Genomic DNA, 17,943 nt, shown 5'->3' on the forward strand with positions numbered 1-17,943 from the left:
CGCTCAGGCGTTGCCGGGCGGGTTCGTACCCGAAACGCCCGTGCCGGGAGCACCTGGCGTCGTCGGCAGACGGAACGCGGTTCCGATGCCCTTCAGCGCTTCGGTGAGCTCGCTCGGCACGATCCAGAGCTTGGACGCCGGGCCCTGTGCGATCTCGGGGAGCGTCTGCAGGTACTGGTACGCGAGCAGCTTGGGGTCGGGGTCGCCGTCGTGGATCGCCTTGAACACCGTCGTGATCGCCTCGGCTTCACCCTGCGCGCGCAGCACGGCGGCCTTCGCGTCACCCTCGGCCTGGAGGATCGCAGCCTGTCGCTGGCCCTCGGCGGTGAGGATCGCGGACTGCTTGGTGCCCTCGGCGGTCAGGATGAGGGCGCGACGGTCTCGCTCGGCGCGCATCTGCTTCTCCATCGAGTCCTGGATGGAGAGGGGCGGGTCGATCGCCTTGAGCTCGACGCGGGAGACGCGGATGCCCCACTTGCCGGTGGCCTCGTCGAGCACGATGCGCAGCTGGCCGTTGATGTTGTCACGGCTCGTGAGCGCCTCTTCGAGGTTGAGCCCGCCGACCACGTTTCGAAGCGTGGTGGTCGTCAGCTGCTCGACCGCGCCGAGGTAGTTCGCGATCTCGTAGGTGGCGGCGCGGGCGTCGGTCACCTGGAAGTAGACGACCGTGTCGATCGAGACCACCAGGTTGTCTTCGGTGATCACCGGCTGCGGCGGGAAGGAGACGACCGTCTCGCGCATGTCGACGAGCGGCCTCAGCCGGTCGATGAACGGGATGAGGATGTTCAGCCCCGGCATGAGCGTCTTGTGGTAGCGGCCGAGTCGCTCGACGACGCCGGCATACGCCTGGGGGATGATCCGGATCGACCGCGCAAGGACGACGATCACGAAGATGACGATCGCGATGACGACGACGGTCGCGATCACCGTTCCGACATTCACTGGGGAGTGCTCCTCTCGACCGGTACGACGACGGCGGTCGCACCGTCGATGCCCGTGACGAGCACACGCTCGCCGACCGCGACATCGGACTGTTCGGTGATGGGGGAGAGGCGTGCCGTCCACACCTCGCCGTTCTGCAGACGGACCTGGCCGCCGGCGCCCGAGACGGTGCGCACGACGCGCCCGTCGGCGCCGATGAGGGCGTCGATGTTGCTGCGCGCCGGATCCGCTCCGCGCCGGAGTGCTCGCAGCAGCGACGGCCGCAGCGTGAGGATCAGGGCGACCGAGACGATGGCGGCCACGACGAACTGGGCCCACCAGGGAATGCCGAAGAGGCCGGAGAGGAGGCCGGCGACGCTGCCGAGCGCGAGCATCAGGAACGTCATCTCGAGCGTGAACACCTCGATGGTGGCGAACACCAGGATGAGGACCAACCAGGCGATCCACGCGTACTGGGTGAGCACATCCAATTCGTTCTCCTTCGCACGGGCCCCACTACCGAAACTAGCAGGGCGACGGATGCCGCGGGGGGTTGATATCCTCGGTGCGGCGCATCGCCAGGGCCGTCCGGTCCGATCCGACCACCTCGAGGAGACTCGCACGTGACCAACCCACTCGCACCTGGATCGCTGACCGGAAAGGTGGCCGTCGTCACGGGTTCCTCGCGCGGCATCGGCGCCGACACCGCCGCGTACCTCGCCGGGGCGGGCGCGGCCGTCGTCGTCAACTACCGCAGCAAGGCGCCGCGCGCCGACAAGGTCGTCGCCGCGATCGAGGCGGCCGGCGGCCGGGCCGTCGCCGTCGGGGCCGACCTCACCGACGCGGCATCCGTCACCTCCATGTTCGAGCAGGCCGTCGCCGCGTTCGGGCCCGTCGACGTGCTCGTGCTGAATGCCTCCGGCGGCATGGAGACCGGCATGGGCGAGGACTACGCGATGCGCCTGAATCGCGACGCGCAGGTCAACGTGGTCGACAATGCGCTGCCGCACCTCGCCGACGGCGCCCGCATCGTGTTCGTGACGAGCCACCAGGCGCATTTCATCCGCACCACGCCGACCATGCCCGAGTACGAGCCCGTCGCGCTCTCCAAGCGGGCCGGCGAAGACGCGCTCCGCGCGAAGCTGCCCGAACTCGATGCCGCGGGCGTCGAGTTCGTCACCGTCTCCGGCGACATGATCGAGGGCACCATCACCGCGACGCTGCTCGAGCGGGCGAACCCCGGTGCGATCGAGGCGCGCAAGGTCGACGCCGGCCGCCTCTACAACGTGTCGGAGTTCGCCGCAGAGGTCGCCGCCGCCGCGGTGGACCCGATTCCCGCCGACCACACGCGGTACGTGGGCGATGTCTCGGGGTTCACGCCCGAGGGCTGAACGCACCAGCGCCGATGAACACGGCGCCCCGAGAACGCCGCGGGCCGGCCGGGATTCCTCCCGGCCGGCCCGCGGCGTTCGCGCGTTCGATCAGGCTGCGGTCGCACCCTTGCCGAACGTGAAGGCGCGCACGATCTGCACGATGCCGAGGATGATCAGGCTGATTCCCGTGATGATGAAGAGCACGACGAAGCCCCAGATCGGCGAGAAGAGCAGCACGATGCCGGCGATCAGGCTCAGGATGCCGAAGAAGACCGCCCATCCGCGGGAGGGCGCGTCGCCCGACTGCACGAGTGCGACGATGCCCTCGATGATCCACACGATGCCGACGATGATGCCGAGCAGCGCGGCGAGCACCGCGGCGGTGGCCTGGATGTTCGCGAAGGCGATGACCGAGGCGATCACGAACACGACGCCGAGGATGATGTCGAGGGCCCTGGCGCCGCCCGAGATGCCCTTCGAGAAGATGCCGATGCCGACGTAGGCGAGGCCCGCGATGAGGAAGTAGATCGCGAGCAGCACGGTGAGCACGTCGGCGGCGCTCTTGGGCCAGAACGTGATGAAGATGCCGATGATGAGCGCGACCACGCCCGAGACGCCGAGCGCCGTGCGCACCGTGTTGATGGCCGACTTCGACAGGTTCTCGGAGTTCAGCGTGAAGGCCGCGAACACGGCGGGTTGCTGTGACGAAGACATGGGGAGGGTCCTTTCGGTGTGCGACGTATTCTGAGCGACTCTCAGGCTATTCCCAGATCAGGCCGAATGCCGTGGATGTCTCCGCGAGTCACCCGATCCCGCCCGCGGACGCGCGCGCCGGACCCGCGCGCACGCGGCCGTGACGCGAGACGGCGCGTCGCGGCATCCGCATGTCAGAATCGATGGGTGACCGGCACTTCGGGCGATGAGCAGCGGCTGCGAGATCTCGCGTTGCTGAGGCGCGCACACGATCGCATCGACCGGGAGTACGCGAAGCCGCTGAACGTCGACGAACTCGCGCGCGGCGTCAACATGTCGGCCGGGCACTTCAGCCGGCAGTTCAAGCTCGCGTACGGCGAGTCCGTGTACAGCTACCTCATGACGCGTCGTATCGAACGCGCGATGGCGCTGCTGCGTCTCGGCGAGCTGAGCGTCACCGAGGTCTGCTTCGCGGTCGGCTGCTCGTCGCTCGGCACGTTCAGCACCCGGTTCACCGAACTCGTCGGGGTGCCGCCGAGCGTGTACCGGCAGCAGCCCGACGGCATCTTCGAGGCGGTGCCGTCGGTGCTCGCGAAGCGGGTCGCGAGACCGATCAGGAATCGAGAAGCGACGCCGGCGCGCCGCAAGTAGCGTGGCGTCATGGACATCACGATTCAGTACACCTTCCTTCCGCACACGGATGCCGAGGAGTCCCTGAGCTTCTATCGGGACACGCTGGGGTTCGAAGTGCGCAACGACGTCGGCTACGAGCAGATGCGGTGGATCACCGTCGGACCGGTCGGCCAACCCGAGACCTCGATCGTGCTCACGCCGCCGACGCCCGACCCCGGAACGACCGACGAGGAGCGCCGCACGGTCGCCGAGATGATGGCGAAGGGCACCTACGCGAGCATCGTGCTGTCGACGAGCGATGTCGACAGCACGTTCGAGCAGGTCGCCGCGAGCGGCGCGGAGGTCGCCCAGGAGCCGATCGACCAACCCTACGGCGTCCGCGACTGCGCGTTCCGCGACCCCGCGGGCAACATGGTCCGCATCCAGCAGCCCAATTGATCCGAGGATGTCGCAGCTGCGACATCCGCTCAGTGAATTCACGTGACGAGGAGACCGAGGAACATCATGACCGAGACGAAGACGACCAAGAAGGAACCGTCGCACCAGGCGTTCAGCGCCGAGGAGAAGGCGGCGATGAAGGCGGCCGCCGCCGAGGCGAAGAAGGCGGCGCGCAAGGCGTCCGCCGAGGAGAAGGCCGCCGAGGCGCTGGCCGACTGCCTCGCCAGCATCGAGGCGATGGACGGCGACGACCGCGCTGCGGCCGAGACGATCCACGCGATCGTGCTCGAGCACGCGCCCGGGCTCAGCCCCCGCACCTGGTACGGCATGCCGGCCTACGCGGGAGCCGACGGCAAGGCGGTGGTGTTCTTCCAGCCGGCCGGCAAGTTCAAGGCCCGCTACGCGACCCTCGGCTTCAACGACGGCGCGGCGCTCGACGAGGGCACCATGTGGCCGACGTCGTTCGCCGTCACGAAGCTCACCGCCGCCGACGAGAAGCTCATCACCGAACTGGTCGCACGCGCAGCAGGATGACGGGGTCTCGTCACCCCATGCATTCCGGAATCGCCGCCGTCTCGAAGCACCCATGAGCGCAACGCATCGATTCGAATCCCGCATGCGGCGATTCCGGCGGAAGCGCCCGGCTGTGGAGTAACGTGAGCCATCCGACGAGGAGGTTCATCATGGAACTGCTGTTCTGGTTGATCGGCATCGGCACCGTCGTGGTTGCATCCACTGCGCTCCTCGTCGTTCGCGAGCGTCGCGCACAGCGCCGCCCAGGCGACGACGACGCATCGATCGCAGGGGAGCGGTCCCACAGCGAGGCGATCGCGGCCGCACACACGGCGGGCGTCGCGACGCGGGCGTTCTGAACGAGGCCGTGGCGATGGCCGGATGACGCGTCGGAGCGTTCCTGAGCGCGTCAGGTCAGCTCGTCAGGTCGGCTCGACTCGGCGGCCTCGGCGAGAACGTGCTCCGGCCCTCGTGGCGACGCCGGTCTATACCACCACGACCACGCGGCGAGAGCCAGGGTGAGCAGGATCACGATCACGCCCAACGGGACGTGGAGCGCGACCAGGGAACGGAAGCCGGCGAACGCCTGCAGCGACATCAGGGCCAGCAGCGCGATCGTGGCGGTGATCGGCCAGCGCGGCGCACGCCCGAACCGGCGCGCGAGCACCGCGGCCACGATGCCGACCATCACGGCGATGCCGGCGACGGTCGCCATCTCGCGATGCACCGCGAAGGCCGGATGCAGGCCGCCCATGAACAGGCCGGCCGACACGGATTGGGCGAACATGAGCACCGCCGTCGCCGTCAGCGCGATGCGCAGGAGCCATCCGGGCCACCGGCGCAGGTCGGATGCTCTCGCCGGGGCGTCGTGAGTCGTCGCTTCGGTGGGGGAAGCCATGAGGGGAGCGTAACACATTAGATCCAAATGGATCAATTGCATTTGGATCTAAATGGGGGAGAATCGGAGCATGAGCGAAGAAGACCGGAGCCGGATCTCGATCGAGGTCGGACTACTGCTCAACCAGGTGCATTCACTCGCCACGCAGCGCCTGAACACGGCCTTGCAGCCCATGAACCTGACGAGTCGACACGTCTCGGTGATGTTCCTGATCCGAGACGGCGTGCAGACCCAACGGGATCTCGTGGTGCGGCTGAGCACCGACAAGACCGGAATGGTCCGGGTGATCGACGATCTCGATCGTCTCGGTTACGTGTCACGAACACCGTCGGCGAACGATCGTCGCGTCACGATCCTCGAGCTTACGGCAGATGGCGACGTCGCCCTGCGAACGGCACAGCAACACACGCAACGCGTGGCGAACAGCGTGTTCCACGCAGTCGACACTGACGACCTCGGCATGCTGAGGTCGATCCTGACGCGGGCGTCGATGCCGGAAGAGACCGCTGAAACCCCTCCTGAGGCGTGAATCGCCATTGCGCCGATAATGCACATTATGTCCGAACGTAAGAGGATGACTTGCGTTTTATGCAGATGTCCTCCTCCGGTATCCGGTCTGACGCCCTTGATGAGGAACAGCACACGAAGGTCGACGACCTTCGGCAGGAGCAGATCGACCTTTAAGGGTCTGAAGGACCTTCGACCCGGAAACACGTTCGGGCCTTCCTGCAACAGAGGAAACTGACCGGACGACATCGCTCGCTCAAAGCGAGTGCTCGCACCGCCGAAAGAGCTCGACGCAGCCACCCTCGGCGCGCTGCTTGGATACTCGGCTCAGATAATGGCGGCCCATGCCGCCCGGAGCGGCAACATCATGGGCAGTTGCCCCGCCACCAAACAGCATCAGCTCAGGGACGGCCGCCCTTCGGGGGCAGAACAGGACGAACACCTTCGTCGTGCCTGGCCACGTCACCGATACATAGGGTCTTGACTATCCCGTGAGCTGACAAGATGAAGGCGTGACATCCGTCGGCAACGAATCCACTTGTCTCGTGATTCTTCGAGGAGACTCTGCCTCAGGAAAAACAACGACAGCGCTGGCGCTACGCGAGAAGCTCGGGCCGAAGGTCGCCCTCATCCACCAGGACTACTTCCGCCGCGAGATCTTGAGCAACGACGACAGGCCACAGCGCTCCCGCGACGCGGGCATCCTGATTGTCGGCGCTGCGCGCGACGCTCTGAACCTCGGATACGACGTCATCATGGACGGAATCTTCAATCTGCGCGACTACTCAGCGCTGTTCAGGTGCCTGCACGACGACCACCGCGGGCAGACCCGGATCTACCAGTTCGATGTCGGACTCGACGAGACGATCCGACGCCACGCAGGACGGCCACTGTCGAAGGAGTTCGGCGAGGACAAGATCCGCGACTGGTACGACGGGTGGCAACCGCTCCCCTGGCACGACGAAACACGCGTAGGCGGCGACGTTTCGACCGAAGATCTCGTGACGTCGATCCTGAAGGACCTCAGCCCTCAACGCACACCACCGCGGGCGATTGAGGGCGAATAGTCCTCGCAGCGATAAGCCGGATATCCAGTCGTACATCCACAAGCTGCATGAATTTGCAGCACCACCAAGTTCGGATAGTCCCCTCCTTGGCCAACGAACGTACGCCTGATCCGGGAATTGCCCTGCGATACTCCAGTCGTTCGTCTAGCGACACGGGTTCGCACCGACGACGCGCCTTGCCTGATCCGGCGTTGATCCGGCGTTTCCAACTGGCCCGTTGCAAGTCCTGCAGGAATCCTGACTCTTTCCCGGATACAGAGCGGGCAAACATATCTCCGTCGTCGTCGACCACGCACATCGGGTACCGCCGAATGCGTTCAGCCGCGGCATCCGCTCGATCGCGACCTGTCCCCTACCGGGAACGCTGCACGCTCAGTTGACGCGCCGCCCGCGCCCGCGCCTTGATCTCGACGATGACGTCGGTCTTGGCGTCGGCGTAGTCGTTCATGTCGTCCCACCGCGTGCTGAGCAGGGCCCGCTTGGTGCGCTCGTAGAGTGCACGATCATCGGCATCGGAGCGAAGGTGATCGCGAAGGAGGAGGTACTCCCCCACCGCGGGTGCGTTTCGTTCGTAGATGTGCACGTGCACGTCGCGCGCGGGTGTGCGCACCAGCCGATGCCCCGGCTCACGAACCCGCAGGACGTATCCGGCGGCCAGGAGCGGGTCGAGGTAGTCCTCTTCAGCAGTGATGTCATTCACTGTCACCACGATGTCGATGATCGGTTTCGCCGCCAGCCCGGGAACCGATGTCGACCCGATGTGTTCGATCTCGACGTCCGCTGTTGCGAGCGCGCCCTCGATCCGGCGCCGGTGCTCGCGGTAAACGGCCGGCCACCGCTCGTCGTAGTCGTGCAGTTCGACCTCGAGCGGCTCGGGGCCCCCGACGAGTTCCAGGGTCGTGACATCCGGTCGGCGGGGCTTGCGGCTGTTCATCACCTGAACATCCTCGCACTGCGCGCGGCTCAGGTGAGGCGCATCAACCCCGCTGCCGAAGGCCGGAAGCCGCACACCTCATAGAACGCCGCCAAGTGCGGTTCGTAGTCGACATGCAGCCATTCGCAGCCGGCAGCTGCAACCTCGACCTGCAGGGCCGAAATGAGGGCCCGCCCTATGCCGCGACGCTGGTAGGCCGGATCGACGATGGCGTCCAGGACGAAGGCGTGCGCCCCGCCGTCGCCACAGGCATGCACGAAACCGACGAGGCGGTCGGCATCGAAGACCCCGATCCAGCTGACACTGACGCGCGCGAGACGTTCCGCCCATGGTTCGATTCTCGTGGGCGTGGTGCCGAAGGCGCGGGCATGAAGAGTTGTCAGCACCTCGTCATCGATCGGGTGCTTGACCCTCACGTCAATGGAGTCCTTCATGCTCTAGTTCTGCGCGAGCCGGATCGCCTTCTCGGTGAAGTAGGTCACCTCGCCATCGGCATCCTCGACCCCGAAGATGAACTTGCCGGCGGGACTGGCCCGCACATCGATGATCGCGCCGCGTCCGCGCGTGGTGATGACCGCGGCACCGGGGGTGAAGATCGTCTCGCTCATACGTGGAGTCTGCAGCGTCGAGCCGCGGTCCGCCTCCCCCGTGAGACGGAGAACGTCGCGTGGGTGCGACGTCGGTGCCGCTCGGTAGCATGCACGCATGGCCATCAAACTTGAGAATGTCGGCATCGCCGTTCGCGACCTCGAGGCGACGATCTCGTTCTTCACCGATCTCGGTCTCAGCGTCATCGGCCGCGACACCGTCAGCGGCGAGTGGACCGACACCGCCGTCGGCCTCGACGGCAACCACGCCAAGATCGCGATGCTCCAGACGCCCGACGGGCACGGTCAGCTCGAACTCTTCGAGTACATCCACCCCGATGCGATCGAGACCGAGCCGACGCTTCCCAACGAGATCGGCATGCACCGGGTCGCCTTCTCGGTCGACGACATCGACGCGGCCCTCGAGATCGCCGCGAAGCACGGATGTCACCCGCTCCGCGGAGTGGCGACGTACCAAGACGTCTACAAGCTCACCTACCTGCGCGGGCCGAGCGGCATCCTCGTGATGCTCGCCGAAGAGCTGAAGAAGCCGTAGCGGCACGCGCAGCGTCCGCACGATAGCGTGACGGCATGCCCCTCGCTCTCGTCACCGGCGCCGCGCGCGCGAACAGCATCGCCGCCGGCATCGTTCCCCGATTGATCGACGACGGGTGGGATGTCGCGACGAGCGACCTGCTCGACGCCGACTTCCCGTGCGACCTGTCGCAGCCCGAGGCACCCGCCGACCTGATCGAGGCGGTGCAGCGCGATCGCGGCCCCATCACCGCGCTCGTGCTCAGCCACGCGCACGACGTCGAATCCGGCATCCTCGACACCACGGCCGAGAGCTTCGACCGCCACGTCGCGGTCAACGCACGCGCCGGCCTGCTTCTGATCGCGGCGTTCGCCCGGCAGGCTCCTGCCGACGGCGGTGCGATCGTGGCGCTGACGAGCGATCACACGACCGGCAATCTCCCGTACGGGGCGTCGAAGGGCGCGCTCGATCGCATCGTCATCTCCGCGGCGCGCGAACTCGGGCCACGCGGCATCTCGGCGAACGTGCTGAACCCGGGGCCGATCGACACCGGCTGGATCACCGCCGACTTCGCGCGCGAGCTCGAGGCGCAGCATCCGCTCGGCCGGCTCGGAACACCCCGCGACATCGCCGAGTTCGTCGCGTTCCTGGTCTCCCCGGCGGGGCGCTGGGTGTCGGGCCAGCTGCTCAAGGCCGACGGGGCGTTCTCCGCGCGCTACTGACGGGCGCGCCGGGCGCCGCTCATGGTTCGTCGAGCGTCATGCCGAACTCATTGAGCGGGCGGTCGATCGGCCGCTCTGGCAGGCGTTCGTTCGTCGGGCACACCAGAATCGACTCCGGAGTGGAATGGTCGAGCACGTGCTCCCCCATCGCGTGTCCGCAGAGCGGACAGGGACGATCGGCGATCGGCGTGGAGTCCTCCGGACGATCCTCGGTGAGCCGTTCCTGTCCGAATGCGGGTGTCATCTCCAACTCGACTCTCTTGAAAGACGCGTCGGTGTGTCGCGCTCCATGCCCTCAGACGGGCTCGCCGCCGCGCGTGCCATGAGCGGATGCTACGCCTCGACGCCCGTCGCCGCCAGCATCCGATTCCGTACCCGAGACCCCGTCGTCTGCCGTATCGGATGCCGTCATAGGCTGGTCGCATGACCACGGATGCCACGACCCGACCCGTCACCGTCATCACCGGCGCCAGCCGTGGCATCGGTGCCGAGATCGCCCGTCGTCTCGCGGCGGTCGGCCACGATCTCGTGCTGACCTACCGCGATCGCCTCGACGATGCCGAGCGCGTGAAGGCCGAGTGCGAGGCATCCGGCGCCCGCGTGCTGCTGCTGCAGGTCGACATGGCCGATCTCGAGGCGGCCGCGGGCGTCGTGCCGCAGGCGATCGCCGAGTTCGGCACCGTGACCGGGCTCGTGAACAACGCCGGCATCACCGGGCGCATCGGGCCGTTCCTCGACGCACCGCTCGAAGAGACCGAGCTCGTCTTCCGCGTCAACGTGCTCGCGCCCATCGTGGTGACCCAAGCCGCGATCGCCCACATGTCGACCGACCTCGGCGGCGCAGGCGGCAGCGTCGTGAACATCTCCTCAGGCGCGGCGAAGAGCGGCTCGCCCAATACGTACATCACCTACGCCATGAGCAAGGCGGCGCTGAACGCGCTGACGACGGGCGCGTCGAAGGAGTTCGGCCCGGCGGGCGTGCGCGTGAACACGGTGTCGCCCGGCACGACGCGAACCGAGATCCATGCCGCGGCCGGGCGCCCGAACGCGCCAGACGAGCGCGCGCCCGGCATCCCCATGCGCAGGCCGGGCGAGGTGCACGAGATCGCCGGCGCCGTCGTCTACCTGATGTCGGCGGATGCCTCGTACACCACGGGCGCCGACATCAGGGTCGCCGGGGGCAACTGAGGATCGCTCGCAGCCCTCCGCGGCCACCCGGCGGTCGAGCGCTCAGGCCTCGCCGAATCCGGACTCGACGAGCTCGGCTATCGAGTCGACCGCGTCCGCGGCCGCGGGGTCGTCGCTCGCGATCTCGAGCGAGGCACCCTTCGTGAGCCCGAGCGACATGATCGCGAGCAGGCTCCGCGCGTCGATGCCGTTGACGGTGACCTTCTGCGCGAAGGAGCTCGCGAGCTTCACGAGCTCGGCCGCCGGGCGCGCATGCAATCCGTCGTCGTTCACGAGCGTGACCGTGCGAACCACACCGCCGGATGCCGCGTCGCGGCCCTGCCCGATCGGCGTCGTCGCGGCGCCGGGCGCCGACCCCGCGGCATCCGCCCCACTCGGTGCGTCGGCGCCGCCCGCCGACTGCGCCGCGCGCACCACGGATTCGAGCGGCTCGCCCGATTCGGCGGCGACCGCCGCCGCGACCCCGCCCTCGACGAGCGGGGCATCGACGACCTCGACGCGCGCCCGAAGGTCATCGTCGAGGAAGTCGAGTGCCGTCTCCGTGGTCAGGATCGCCGAACCGAGGTCGCAGAGCACGGCGACGCCCGTGCCGGAGTCGGCCTCGCCGATCGCCGACATCACCCGGTCGAAGCTCGTGCCGATCCGGCCGTCGTCGGTGCCGCCGGCCGCGACGAGCGCGACGGACGGTGCCATCTGACCCGCGAGTTCGACCAGCCCTTCGGCGATCTTCGACGAGTGCGAGACGAAGACGACGCCGACCCGGCCGCCCTCCGCCACGTCAGGCACCCGTCGACTCGGACGCCGCATCGGCTGCGGCCTGCAGCAGCAGGGCGCTCGACTGGGCACCTGGATCGCGATGACCGACCGAACGCTCACCGAGGTAGCTGGCACGGCCCTTGCGCGCCACGAGCGGTTCGGTCGCCTCGGCCCCCGCCGCCGCCGCCTTCGCCGCCGCCGCGAGCACGGCCGACGCATCGGCGCCCGACTCCGCCGCCGCGGCCGCCGCGTCGACCGCCGGCGTCCAGGCGTCGATCATCGTCTTGTCGCCGGTCTCGGCCTTGCCGCGCGAGACGATGCCGTCTCGTGCCGCCTCGAGCATGCGCGCGACCGCGGGTCCGTCGAGCGAGGCCTCGGAGCCGGCCGCCGCAGCGGCCTTGAGGTAGGCCGTGCCGTACAGCGGCCCGGCCGCCCCGCCCACGGTGGAGATCAGCGTCATCGCGACGAGCTTCAACACGTCCCCGGGCGTCGATCCCGCGGCCAGGTCGTCGAGCTTCGGGATCACGGCCTCGAACCCGCGATCGAGGTTCTCGCCGTGGTCGCCGTCGCCGATGTCGCGATCCAGTCGGATGAGCTCGACGCGATGCTCCGCGACGACTTCGGCACTTCGTCTGACCCAGTCGACGGCCCAGGTGATGTCCAATCCCACGTGCGTTCTCCTAACGACCCCATCGGAGCGCCGCGGTCTGCACGGGCGCGTCCCAGAGTTCGATCATCTCGTCATCGAGCTTCAGGAGCGTGATCGACATCCCCTGCATCTCGAGCGCGGTGATGTAATTGCCGACGAGCGAGCGAGAGATCTCGATGCCGCGCTCGCCGAGGGCCTCCGCCGCACGGCGGTAGGCGATGTAGAGCTCGATCTGCGGCGTGCCGCCCATGCCGTTCACGAAGAGCAGCACGCGATCGCCCTCGCCGAACGGGAGGTCCTCGATGATCGGCTCGAGGAGCCGGTCCACGAGGCGGTCCGCAGGTTCGAGACCCACGCGCTCGCGCCCGGGCTCGCCGTGGATGCCGATGCCGATCTCGATCTCGTCCTCGCCGATGTCGAAGCTCGGCTCACCGGCATGCGGCACGATGCACGCCGTGAGCGCGAGGCCCATCGAACGCGCATTCGCGTTGACCCGCTCCGCGACGGCGGCGACCTCGTCGAGCGAGTCGCCGCGCTCCGCGGCCGCCCCGGCGATCTTCTCGACCAGCACGGTGCCGGCGACGCCTCGACGCCCGGCCGTGTAGAGCGAGTCCTTGACCGCGACGTCGTCGTCGGTGACGACCGCCCGCACGGTGATGCCGTCCATGGCCGCGAGCTCGGCCGCGGTCTCGAAGTTCAGCACGTCGCCGGTGTAGTTCTTCACGATGTGGAGCACGCCGGCCCCGCCGTCGACCGCTTTCGTCGCCGCGAGGATCGGGTCGGGCGTCGGCGAGGTGAACACCGCACCGGGCACGGCGGCGTCGAGCATGCCGAAGCCGACGTACCCGGCGTGAAGCGGCTCGTGGCCGCTGCCGCCGCCGCTCACGATGCCGACCTTGCCCGCGATCGGCGCATCCGCCCTGACCACGTGCACCGGGTCGAGTTCGACCCGCACGATGTCCGCGTGCGCTCGTCCGAATCCTGCGACTGATTCTTCGACGACCCGCTTCGGGTCGTTGATGATCTTCTTCACGCTCGTCCTCTCCCCCGGGCTGCGAGATGCCGAGCGACCGTGCATCGACGCCGACGCAGCACTCCCTCGGCAAACCTACGCCAGCATCCGGTCGGCGTGGAAGGGGTTCGGCGGATGTCGCGCGCAGCCATTCCCCGCACGCGGGGCACGGGGATAGTGTGAGTGTGCGACCGCAACGGGGCGGCGCACGCGAAGGGGGTAGCAATGAATCTCGGAGTCATCTTCCTTTCGGAGATGGTCGGCACGGCGATGCTGGTCTTGCTCGGTTGCGGCGTCGTCGCCAACGTCGCACTCGTGAAGACCAAGGGCTTCAACGGCGGATTCCTGATGGTGAACATCGGCTGGGGCCTCGCGGTCTTCGCCGGCGTGATCGTCTCGTACGCCTCGGGTGCCCACATCAACCCGGCGGTCACGCTCGGGCTCGCGGCGAACTTCCTCGGCAAGGGCGAGACGGAGTTCGTGCCCGGAATCCCCATCGACGGGGCATCCATCTTCACCTACATCGGCGCGCAGCTCGTCGGCGCGATCATCGGCGCCGTCTTCTGCTGGCTCGCCTACAAGCAGCACTTCGACGACGAGCCCGACCCGGCGAACAAGCTCGGCGTCTTCTCGACCGGCCCCGCCATCCGCTCGTACGGCTGGAACCTCGTCACCGAGATCATCGGCACCTTCGTGCTGGTCTTCGTGATCCTGGGCTTCTCCTACGGCGGCACCCCGGCCGAACTCGGCGCGATTCCCGTGGCGTTCCTCGTGATCGCGATCGGCGCCTCGCTCGGTGGCCCGACCGGCTACGCCATCAACCCCGCCCGCGACCTCGGTCCCCGCATCGCCCACGCGATCCTGCCCATCAAGGGCAAGGGCAGCAGCGACTGGTCGTACTCGTGGGTGCCGATCGTCGGTCCGATCGCCGGAGGCCTCCTGGCCGGCTGGGCGGCGCTCGCCCTCCTGCCCGTGCTCGGGTAGCCGACCCCGCCGCCCGGCCCGACGGCCGGGCGGCCCCGTACATCACTGAATCGCGTGCCTCGGCGATCGGGGCGCGGAGCAATGAGAGGAAGTCATGGCCGACTACATCCTGGCGATCGACCAGGGAACGACGAGCACCCGCTCGATCATCTTCGACAAGAAGGGGTCGATCGTCGCGACGGGGCAGCTCGAACACGAGCAGATCTTCCCGAAGGCCGGCTGGGTCGAACACGACCCCATGGAGATCTGGCACAACACCCGCGAGGTGATCGGCCAGGCCCTCGGCAAGGCCGACATCACCCGCCACGACATCGCCGCGGTCGGCATCACCAACCAGCGCGAGACCGCCGTGGTCTGGGACAAGAACACGGGCGAACCGGTCTACAACGCGATCGTCTGGCAGGACACGCGCACCCAGTCGATCGTCGACCGCCTCGCCGCCGACGGCGGCGTCGAGCGATTCAAGCCGATCGTGGGGCTGCCGCTCGCGACGTACTTCTCGGGCACGAAGATCGTGTGGATCCTCGAGAACGTCGAGGGCGCCCGCGAGAAGGCCGAGGCCGGCGACCTGCTGTTCGGCACGACCGACACCTGGGTGCTCTGGAACCTCACCGGCGGCGCCGAAGGCGGCGTGCACGCCACCGACGTCACCAACGCGAGCCGCACCCTCTTCATGGACCTCGAGACGCTCTCCTGGCGCGACGACATCCTCGAGGCGTTCGGCGTGCCGAAGTCGATGCTCCCCGAGATCCGCTCCTCCTCCGAGGTCTACGGCACGGTCGAGCCGTCGAGCCTGCTCCGCGAGGTGCCGGTCGCCGGCATCCTCGGCGACCAGCAGGCCGCGACCTTCGGCCAGGCCGCGTTCGACGCCGGCGAGTCCAAGAACACGTACGGCACCGGCAACTTCCTCATCTTCAACACCGACACCGAGATCATCCACTCGAAGAACGGATTGCTCACCACGCTGGGCTACAAGCTCGGCGACGCGCCCGCCCACTACGCGCTCGAGGGGTCGATCGCGGTCACCGGGTCGCTCATCCAGTGGCTGCGCGACAATCTCGGGCTCATCTCGTCTGCGCCAGAGGTCGAGGAGCTGGCGAAGTCGGTCGACGACAATGGCGGTGCGTACTTCGTGCCGGCGTTCTCGGGGCTCTTCGCACCGTATTGGCGGCCCGACGCTCGTGGGGCCCTCGTGGGGCTGACCCGCTACGTGAACAAGGGGCACATCGCGCGGGCGGCCCTCGAGGCGACCGCGTTCCAGACGCGGGAGGTGCTCGACGCCGTCAACGCCGACTCCGGGGTCGATCTCACGGAGCTGAAGGTCGATGGCGGCATGATCGCGAACAACACGCTCATGCAGTTCCAGGCCGACATCCTCGGCGTGCCCGTGGTGCGGCCGGTCGTGGCCGAGACCACGGCGCTCGGCGCCGCCTACGCGGCCGGGCTCGCGGTCGGCTTCTGGTCCGACCTCGACGAGCTGCGGGCCAACTGGCAGGAGGACTCGCGCTGGGAGCCGAAGATGGACCCCGACGAGCGCGATCGCCAGATCAGGCTCTGGAAGAAGGCCGTCACGAAGACGTTCGACTGGGTCGATGACGACGTGAACTGAGCCTCCGAACGCAAACGACGCGTCGGGCCCTGCGGATGCCGCGGGGCCCGACGCGTACGTGCGTCAGCGCTTGGTCGCCGCGACCCAGTGCTCGAGCTTGCGTGCGGCCGCGCCGCTGTCGATCGCCTCCGAGGCGACGACCATCTGCTCGGCGAACCGGTCGAGGATGGCGCGCTGCACCTGCGACGGGTCCTTCGCGAGTTCGAACGAGACGAGCCCCGCGGCCGCGTTCAGCACGACGATGTCGCGCACCGGCCCGGTCTCGCCGGCGAACACGCGATGGACGACCTCGGCGTTGTGTGCGGCGTCGCCGCCCGCGAGCTGGTCGATCCTCGCCCGCGCGATGCCGAGATCGCGCGGATCGAGGTCGTGCTCCTTGACCGTGCCGCGCGAGATCTCCCACACATGGCTGTGGCCGGTCGTCGTCAGTTCGTCGAGCCCGTCATCGCCCCTGAAGACCAGGGCGGTCGCGCCGCGCGTCTGGAAGACGCCGACGATGAGCGGCACGCGATCGAGGTGCGCGACCCCGACGGCGGATGCCTCCGGCCGGGCCGGATTGCAGAGCGGACCCAGGATGTTGAACACCGTCGGAACCCCGAGCTCGGCGCGCACGGCGCCCGCATGCCGGAAGCCAGGGTGGAACGCGGAGGCGAAGGCGAAGGTGATGCCGGCCTCGTCGAGCACGGCCGCCACGCGATCGGCCGACATCGTCAGGTCGATGCCGAGCGCCGCGAGCACGTCGGAGGACCCCGAAGCCGAACTCGCCGCCCGATTGCCGTGCTTGATCACGGGAACGCCGGATGCCGCGGCCACGACCGAGGCCATGGTCGAGACGTTGACCGTGCCGAATCGGTCGCCACCGGTGCCGACGATGTCGAGCGCCATGGGGTCCACGGGCAACGGGACGGCATGTTCGAGCACCGCATCGCGGAAGCCGACGACCTCGTCGACCGTCTCGCCCTTCACGCGCAACGCGACGAGGAACCCCGCGAGCTGGGCGTGGGTGGCCGTGCCCGTCATGACTTGCTCCATGCACCAGGCGGCCTCGGAGACACTGAGATCCTCTCCGTCGAGCAGGGCGGTGAGGATGTCTGGCCAATTCGATTCCACGGGCATGAAGACGATCCTAGCGAGCCGATTCACGGCTGATTCACGGGTCTTCCACACCGAAAGTAAGGGGAACCTTACCCCGCGGCATCCGACACGGGCAACGACTATGACGAAAACTCAGCCTTGATTTCGGCCATAATGGTCTTCGTGACGAGCACCTCTTTGACTTTCCAGGCGAGCGCGCCCGTGATCAAGCGACCGAACACCGTTGCGGTGGGCACGATCGTCTGGCTCGGGAGCGAGGTCATGTTCTTCGCCGGCCTGTTCGCGATCTACTTCACGCTCAGGTCGACGTCGCCCGAGCTGTGGGCCGCAGAATCCGGCGTCCTGAACTTCCCGTTCTCCCTGACGAACACGATCATCCTCGTGCTCTCCTCGGTGACCTGCCAGTTCGGCGTGTTCGCAGCCGAGAAGATGAAGCCCTACGCGACCGGCTGGAAGCCGTGGGACTGGGGCATGGTCGAGTGGTTCTTCCTCACCTTCGCCATGGGCGCCGTCTTCGTGTCGGGTCAGGTCTGGGAGTACGCGACCCTCGTCTCCGAGGGCATCGCGCTCGACTCGAACTCCTACGGCTCGGCCTTCTACCTCACGACCGGCTTCCACGGCCTGCACGTGACCGGCGGCCTCATCGCCTTCCTCCTGGTCATCGGCCGCGTCTTCGCGGTCAAGAACTTCGGCCACAAGGAGGCGACGAGCGCGATCGTCGTGTCGTACTACTGGCACTTCGTCGACGTCGTGTGGATCGGGCTCTTCCTTGTCATCTACGTCCTCAAATAGTCGCAAGCAGGAGCGCCGACCCAGCATGCCCGTGAAC

Annotated in this window: 25 protein-coding genes; 13 read left to right on the forward strand and 12 right to left on the reverse strand. The window is 67.9% G+C overall.

Translation table 11 applies throughout. From position 1 onward, the window contains the following. Window positions 1-3: 3 nt before the first annotated feature. Together AC3IPY_RS09975 and AC3IPY_RS09980 are read right to left on the reverse strand one after the other, a co-directional pair. Window positions 4-942 carry an SPFH domain-containing protein gene (locus AC3IPY_RS09975; protein ID WP_489184139.1) on the reverse strand — a complete coding sequence of 313 codons (939 nt, stop codon included), beginning with the start codon at window positions 940-942 and terminating at the stop codon, window positions 4-6. Beyond that, window positions 939-1,406, reverse strand: coding sequence for an NfeD family protein (locus AC3IPY_RS09980; RefSeq protein ID WP_489188298.1), 468 nt, complete (start codon window positions 1,404-1,406; stop codon window positions 939-941). Before AC3IPY_RS09980 ends, AC3IPY_RS09975 begins: the two co-directional genes overlap by 4 nt. A gap of 138 nt (window positions 1,407-1,544) precedes the next feature. Here AC3IPY_RS09980 and AC3IPY_RS09985 point away from each other — a divergent pair, with 138 nt between their 5' ends. Then, entirely contained in the window at window positions 1,545-2,312 is a 768-nt protein-coding gene (locus AC3IPY_RS09985; protein WP_489184140.1) for an SDR family oxidoreductase, read from the forward strand. Window positions 2,313-2,402: 90 nt separating this feature from the next. On the opposite strand, the gene AC3IPY_RS09990 is transcribed toward AC3IPY_RS09985, so the two are convergent. Then, on the reverse strand, window positions 2,403-3,008 hold the full coding sequence (locus tag AC3IPY_RS09990; protein ID WP_489184141.1) for an HdeD family acid-resistance protein: 606 nt from the start codon (window positions 3,006-3,008) through the stop codon (window positions 2,403-2,405). Between the two features lie 186 nt (window positions 3,009-3,194). Here AC3IPY_RS09990 and AC3IPY_RS09995 point away from each other — a divergent pair, with 186 nt between their 5' ends. The 4 genes from AC3IPY_RS09995 to AC3IPY_RS10010 all read left to right on the forward strand — a co-directional run bounded on the left by AC3IPY_RS09995 (window position 3,195) and on the right by AC3IPY_RS10010 (window position 4,930). Then, window positions 3,195-3,638 carry a helix-turn-helix transcriptional regulator gene (locus tag AC3IPY_RS09995; RefSeq protein ID WP_489184142.1) on the forward strand — a complete coding sequence of 148 codons (444 nt, stop codon included), beginning with the start codon at window positions 3,195-3,197 and terminating at the stop codon, window positions 3,636-3,638. Window positions 3,639-3,647: 9 nt separating this feature from the next. Further along, window positions 3,648-4,058 carry a VOC family protein gene (locus AC3IPY_RS10000; protein WP_489184143.1) on the forward strand — a complete coding sequence of 137 codons (411 nt, stop codon included), beginning with the start codon at window positions 3,648-3,650 and terminating at the stop codon, window positions 4,056-4,058. Window positions 4,059-4,124: 66 nt separating this feature from the next. Continuing rightward, a complete protein-coding gene (locus AC3IPY_RS10005) occupies window positions 4,125-4,592 on the forward strand; it encodes an iron chaperone (RefSeq protein ID WP_489184144.1) in 468 nt (155 codons plus the stop codon). A 149-nt stretch (window positions 4,593-4,741) separates the two neighbouring features. Next, window positions 4,742-4,930, forward strand: coding sequence for a hypothetical protein (locus AC3IPY_RS10010; RefSeq protein ID WP_489184145.1), 189 nt, complete (start codon window positions 4,742-4,744; stop codon window positions 4,928-4,930). Window positions 4,931-4,980: 50 nt separating this feature from the next. Here the strand turns inward: AC3IPY_RS10010 and AC3IPY_RS10015 are convergent, their stop codons facing one another. Then, window positions 4,981-5,469, reverse strand: a complete 489-nt coding sequence (locus tag AC3IPY_RS10015) for a hypothetical protein (RefSeq protein WP_489184146.1) — start codon at window positions 5,467-5,469, stop codon at window positions 4,981-4,983. A gap of 70 nt (window positions 5,470-5,539) precedes the next feature. Here AC3IPY_RS10015 and AC3IPY_RS10020 point away from each other — a divergent pair, with 70 nt between their 5' ends. After that, complete coding sequence (locus AC3IPY_RS10020; RefSeq protein WP_489184147.1) at window positions 5,540-5,998, forward strand: MarR family winged helix-turn-helix transcriptional regulator; 459 nt, start codon at window positions 5,540-5,542, stop codon at window positions 5,996-5,998. A gap of 490 nt (window positions 5,999-6,488) precedes the next feature. Beyond that, window positions 6,489-7,043: an AAA family ATPase gene (locus AC3IPY_RS10025; RefSeq protein ID WP_489184148.1), complete on the forward strand. Its 555-nt coding sequence runs from the start codon at window positions 6,489-6,491 to the stop codon at window positions 7,041-7,043. Window positions 7,044-7,395: 352 nt separating this feature from the next. Here the strand turns inward: AC3IPY_RS10025 and AC3IPY_RS10030 are convergent, their stop codons facing one another. From AC3IPY_RS10030 to AC3IPY_RS10040, 3 genes are read right to left on the reverse strand one after another with little or no spacing between them, the layout of a single operon-like run. After that, entirely contained in the window at window positions 7,396-7,977 is a 582-nt protein-coding gene (locus tag AC3IPY_RS10030) for a GrpB family protein (RefSeq protein WP_489188299.1), read from the reverse strand. A gap of 29 nt (window positions 7,978-8,006) precedes the next feature. Continuing rightward, window positions 8,007-8,411, reverse strand: coding sequence for a GNAT family N-acetyltransferase (locus AC3IPY_RS10035; protein ID WP_489184149.1), 405 nt, complete (start codon window positions 8,409-8,411; stop codon window positions 8,007-8,009). A gap of 3 nt (window positions 8,412-8,414) precedes the next feature. Further along, a complete protein-coding gene (locus AC3IPY_RS10040) occupies window positions 8,415-8,585 on the reverse strand; it encodes a hypothetical protein (RefSeq protein ID WP_489184150.1) in 171 nt (56 codons plus the stop codon). 97 nt (window positions 8,586-8,682) lie between these two features. On the opposite strand from AC3IPY_RS10040, the gene AC3IPY_RS10045 reads away from it, so the two are divergent. Together AC3IPY_RS10045 and AC3IPY_RS10050 are read left to right on the forward strand one after the other, a co-directional pair. Next, complete coding sequence (locus AC3IPY_RS10045; RefSeq protein ID WP_489184151.1) at window positions 8,683-9,120, forward strand: VOC family protein; 438 nt, start codon at window positions 8,683-8,685, stop codon at window positions 9,118-9,120. Between the two features lie 35 nt (window positions 9,121-9,155). Then, window positions 9,156-9,821 (forward strand): SDR family oxidoreductase, encoded by a 666-nt coding sequence (locus AC3IPY_RS10050; protein WP_489184152.1) that lies wholly within the window; start codon window positions 9,156-9,158, stop codon window positions 9,819-9,821. A 19-nt stretch (window positions 9,822-9,840) separates the two neighbouring features. On the opposite strand, the gene AC3IPY_RS10055 is transcribed toward AC3IPY_RS10050, so the two are convergent. Next, the gene (locus AC3IPY_RS10055; RefSeq protein WP_489184153.1) at window positions 9,841-10,065 is read right to left on the reverse strand and encodes a hypothetical protein; all 225 of its coding nucleotides are present in this window, start codon (window positions 10,063-10,065) and stop codon (window positions 9,841-9,843) included. Between the two features lie 179 nt (window positions 10,066-10,244). Between AC3IPY_RS10055 and AC3IPY_RS10060 the strand changes: the two genes are divergently transcribed. After that, window positions 10,245-11,009, forward strand: coding sequence for an SDR family NAD(P)-dependent oxidoreductase (locus AC3IPY_RS10060; RefSeq protein ID WP_489184154.1), 765 nt, complete (start codon window positions 10,245-10,247; stop codon window positions 11,007-11,009). Window positions 11,010-11,051: 42 nt separating this feature from the next. Here the strand turns inward: AC3IPY_RS10060 and dhaM are convergent, their stop codons facing one another. From dhaM to dhaK, 3 genes are read right to left on the reverse strand one after another with little or no spacing between them, the layout of a single operon-like run. Beyond that, window positions 11,052-11,795 (reverse strand): dihydroxyacetone kinase phosphoryl donor subunit DhaM, encoded by a 744-nt coding sequence (gene dhaM, locus AC3IPY_RS10065; protein WP_489184155.1) that lies wholly within the window; start codon window positions 11,793-11,795, stop codon window positions 11,052-11,054. Next, window positions 11,788-12,435: a dihydroxyacetone kinase subunit DhaL gene (gene dhaL / locus AC3IPY_RS10070; RefSeq protein WP_489184156.1), complete on the reverse strand. Its 648-nt coding sequence runs from the start codon at window positions 12,433-12,435 to the stop codon at window positions 11,788-11,790. Before dhaL ends, dhaM begins: the two co-directional genes overlap by 8 nt. Before the next feature lie 10 nt (window positions 12,436-12,445). After that, entirely contained in the window at window positions 12,446-13,447 is a 1,002-nt protein-coding gene (gene dhaK / locus AC3IPY_RS10075; RefSeq protein WP_489184157.1) for a dihydroxyacetone kinase subunit DhaK, read from the reverse strand. A 204-nt stretch (window positions 13,448-13,651) separates the two neighbouring features. On the opposite strand from dhaK, the gene AC3IPY_RS10080 reads away from it, so the two are divergent. Further along, window positions 13,652-14,410, forward strand: a complete 759-nt coding sequence (locus tag AC3IPY_RS10080; RefSeq protein WP_489184158.1) for an MIP/aquaporin family protein — start codon at window positions 13,652-13,654, stop codon at window positions 14,408-14,410. 94 nt (window positions 14,411-14,504) lie between these two features. Further along, window positions 14,505-16,019, forward strand: coding sequence for a glycerol kinase GlpK (gene glpK, locus AC3IPY_RS10085; RefSeq protein WP_489184159.1), 1,515 nt, complete (start codon window positions 14,505-14,507; stop codon window positions 16,017-16,019). 63 nt (window positions 16,020-16,082) lie between these two features. Here the strand turns inward: glpK and trpD are convergent, their stop codons facing one another. After that, window positions 16,083-17,135 (reverse strand): anthranilate phosphoribosyltransferase, encoded by a 1,053-nt coding sequence (gene trpD, locus AC3IPY_RS10090; RefSeq protein ID WP_489184160.1) that lies wholly within the window; start codon window positions 17,133-17,135, stop codon window positions 16,083-16,085. Between the two features lie 132 nt (window positions 17,136-17,267). On the opposite strand from trpD, the gene ctaE reads away from it, so the two are divergent. Then, on the forward strand, window positions 17,268-17,906 hold the full coding sequence (ctaE, locus tag AC3IPY_RS10095; protein ID WP_489188300.1) for an aa3-type cytochrome oxidase subunit III: 639 nt from the start codon (window positions 17,268-17,270) through the stop codon (window positions 17,904-17,906). Window positions 17,907-17,943: the final 37 nt, after the last annotated feature.

This window comes from Agromyces sp. GL_144, assembly GCF_057834305.1.

Bases quoted from the DNA above. Each gene is read 5' to 3' on its own strand.
- AC3IPY_RS09990 (WP_489184141.1), bottom strand. From the start codon at position 3,008: ATGTCTTCGTCACAGCAACCCGCCGTGTTCGCGGCCTTCACGCTGAAC.
- AC3IPY_RS10000 (WP_489184143.1), top strand. From the start codon at position 3,648: ATGGACATCACGATTCAGTACACCTTCCTTCCGCACACGGATGCCGAG.
- AC3IPY_RS10005 (WP_489184144.1), top strand. From the start codon at position 4,125: ATGACCGAGACGAAGACGACCAAGAAGGAACCGTCGCACCAGGCGTTC.
- AC3IPY_RS10010 (WP_489184145.1), top strand. From the start codon at position 4,742: ATGGAACTGCTGTTCTGGTTGATCGGCATCGGCACCGTCGTGGTTGCA.
- AC3IPY_RS10015 (WP_489184146.1), bottom strand. From the start codon at position 5,469: ATGGCTTCCCCCACCGAAGCGACGACTCACGACGCCCCGGCGAGAGCA.
- AC3IPY_RS10020 (WP_489184147.1), top strand. From the start codon at position 5,540: ATGAGCGAAGAAGACCGGAGCCGGATCTCGATCGAGGTCGGACTACTG.
- AC3IPY_RS10030 (WP_489188299.1), bottom strand. From the start codon at position 7,977: ATGAACAGCCGCAAGCCCCGCCGACCGGATGTCACGACCCTGGAACTC.
- AC3IPY_RS10035 (WP_489184149.1), bottom strand. From the start codon at position 8,411: ATGAAGGACTCCATTGACGTGAGGGTCAAGCACCCGATCGATGACGAG.
- AC3IPY_RS10040 (WP_489184150.1), bottom strand. From the start codon at position 8,585: ATGAGCGAGACGATCTTCACCCCCGGTGCCGCGGTCATCACCACGCGC.
- AC3IPY_RS10045 (WP_489184151.1), top strand. From the start codon at position 8,683: ATGGCCATCAAACTTGAGAATGTCGGCATCGCCGTTCGCGACCTCGAG.
- AC3IPY_RS10050 (WP_489184152.1), top strand. From the start codon at position 9,156: ATGCCCCTCGCTCTCGTCACCGGCGCCGCGCGCGCGAACAGCATCGCC.
- AC3IPY_RS10055 (WP_489184153.1), bottom strand. From the start codon at position 10,065: ATGACACCCGCATTCGGACAGGAACGGCTCACCGAGGATCGTCCGGAG.
- AC3IPY_RS10060 (WP_489184154.1), top strand. From the start codon at position 10,245: ATGACCACGGATGCCACGACCCGACCCGTCACCGTCATCACCGGCGCC.
- AC3IPY_RS10080 (WP_489184158.1), top strand. From the start codon at position 13,652: ATGAATCTCGGAGTCATCTTCCTTTCGGAGATGGTCGGCACGGCGATG.
- glpK (WP_489184159.1), top strand. From the start codon at position 14,505: ATGGCCGACTACATCCTGGCGATCGACCAGGGAACGACGAGCACCCGC.
- trpD (WP_489184160.1), bottom strand. From the start codon at position 17,135: ATGCCCGTGGAATCGAATTGGCCAGACATCCTCACCGCCCTGCTCGAC.
- ctaE (WP_489188300.1), top strand. From the start codon at position 17,268: ATGGTCTTCGTGACGAGCACCTCTTTGACTTTCCAGGCGAGCGCGCCC.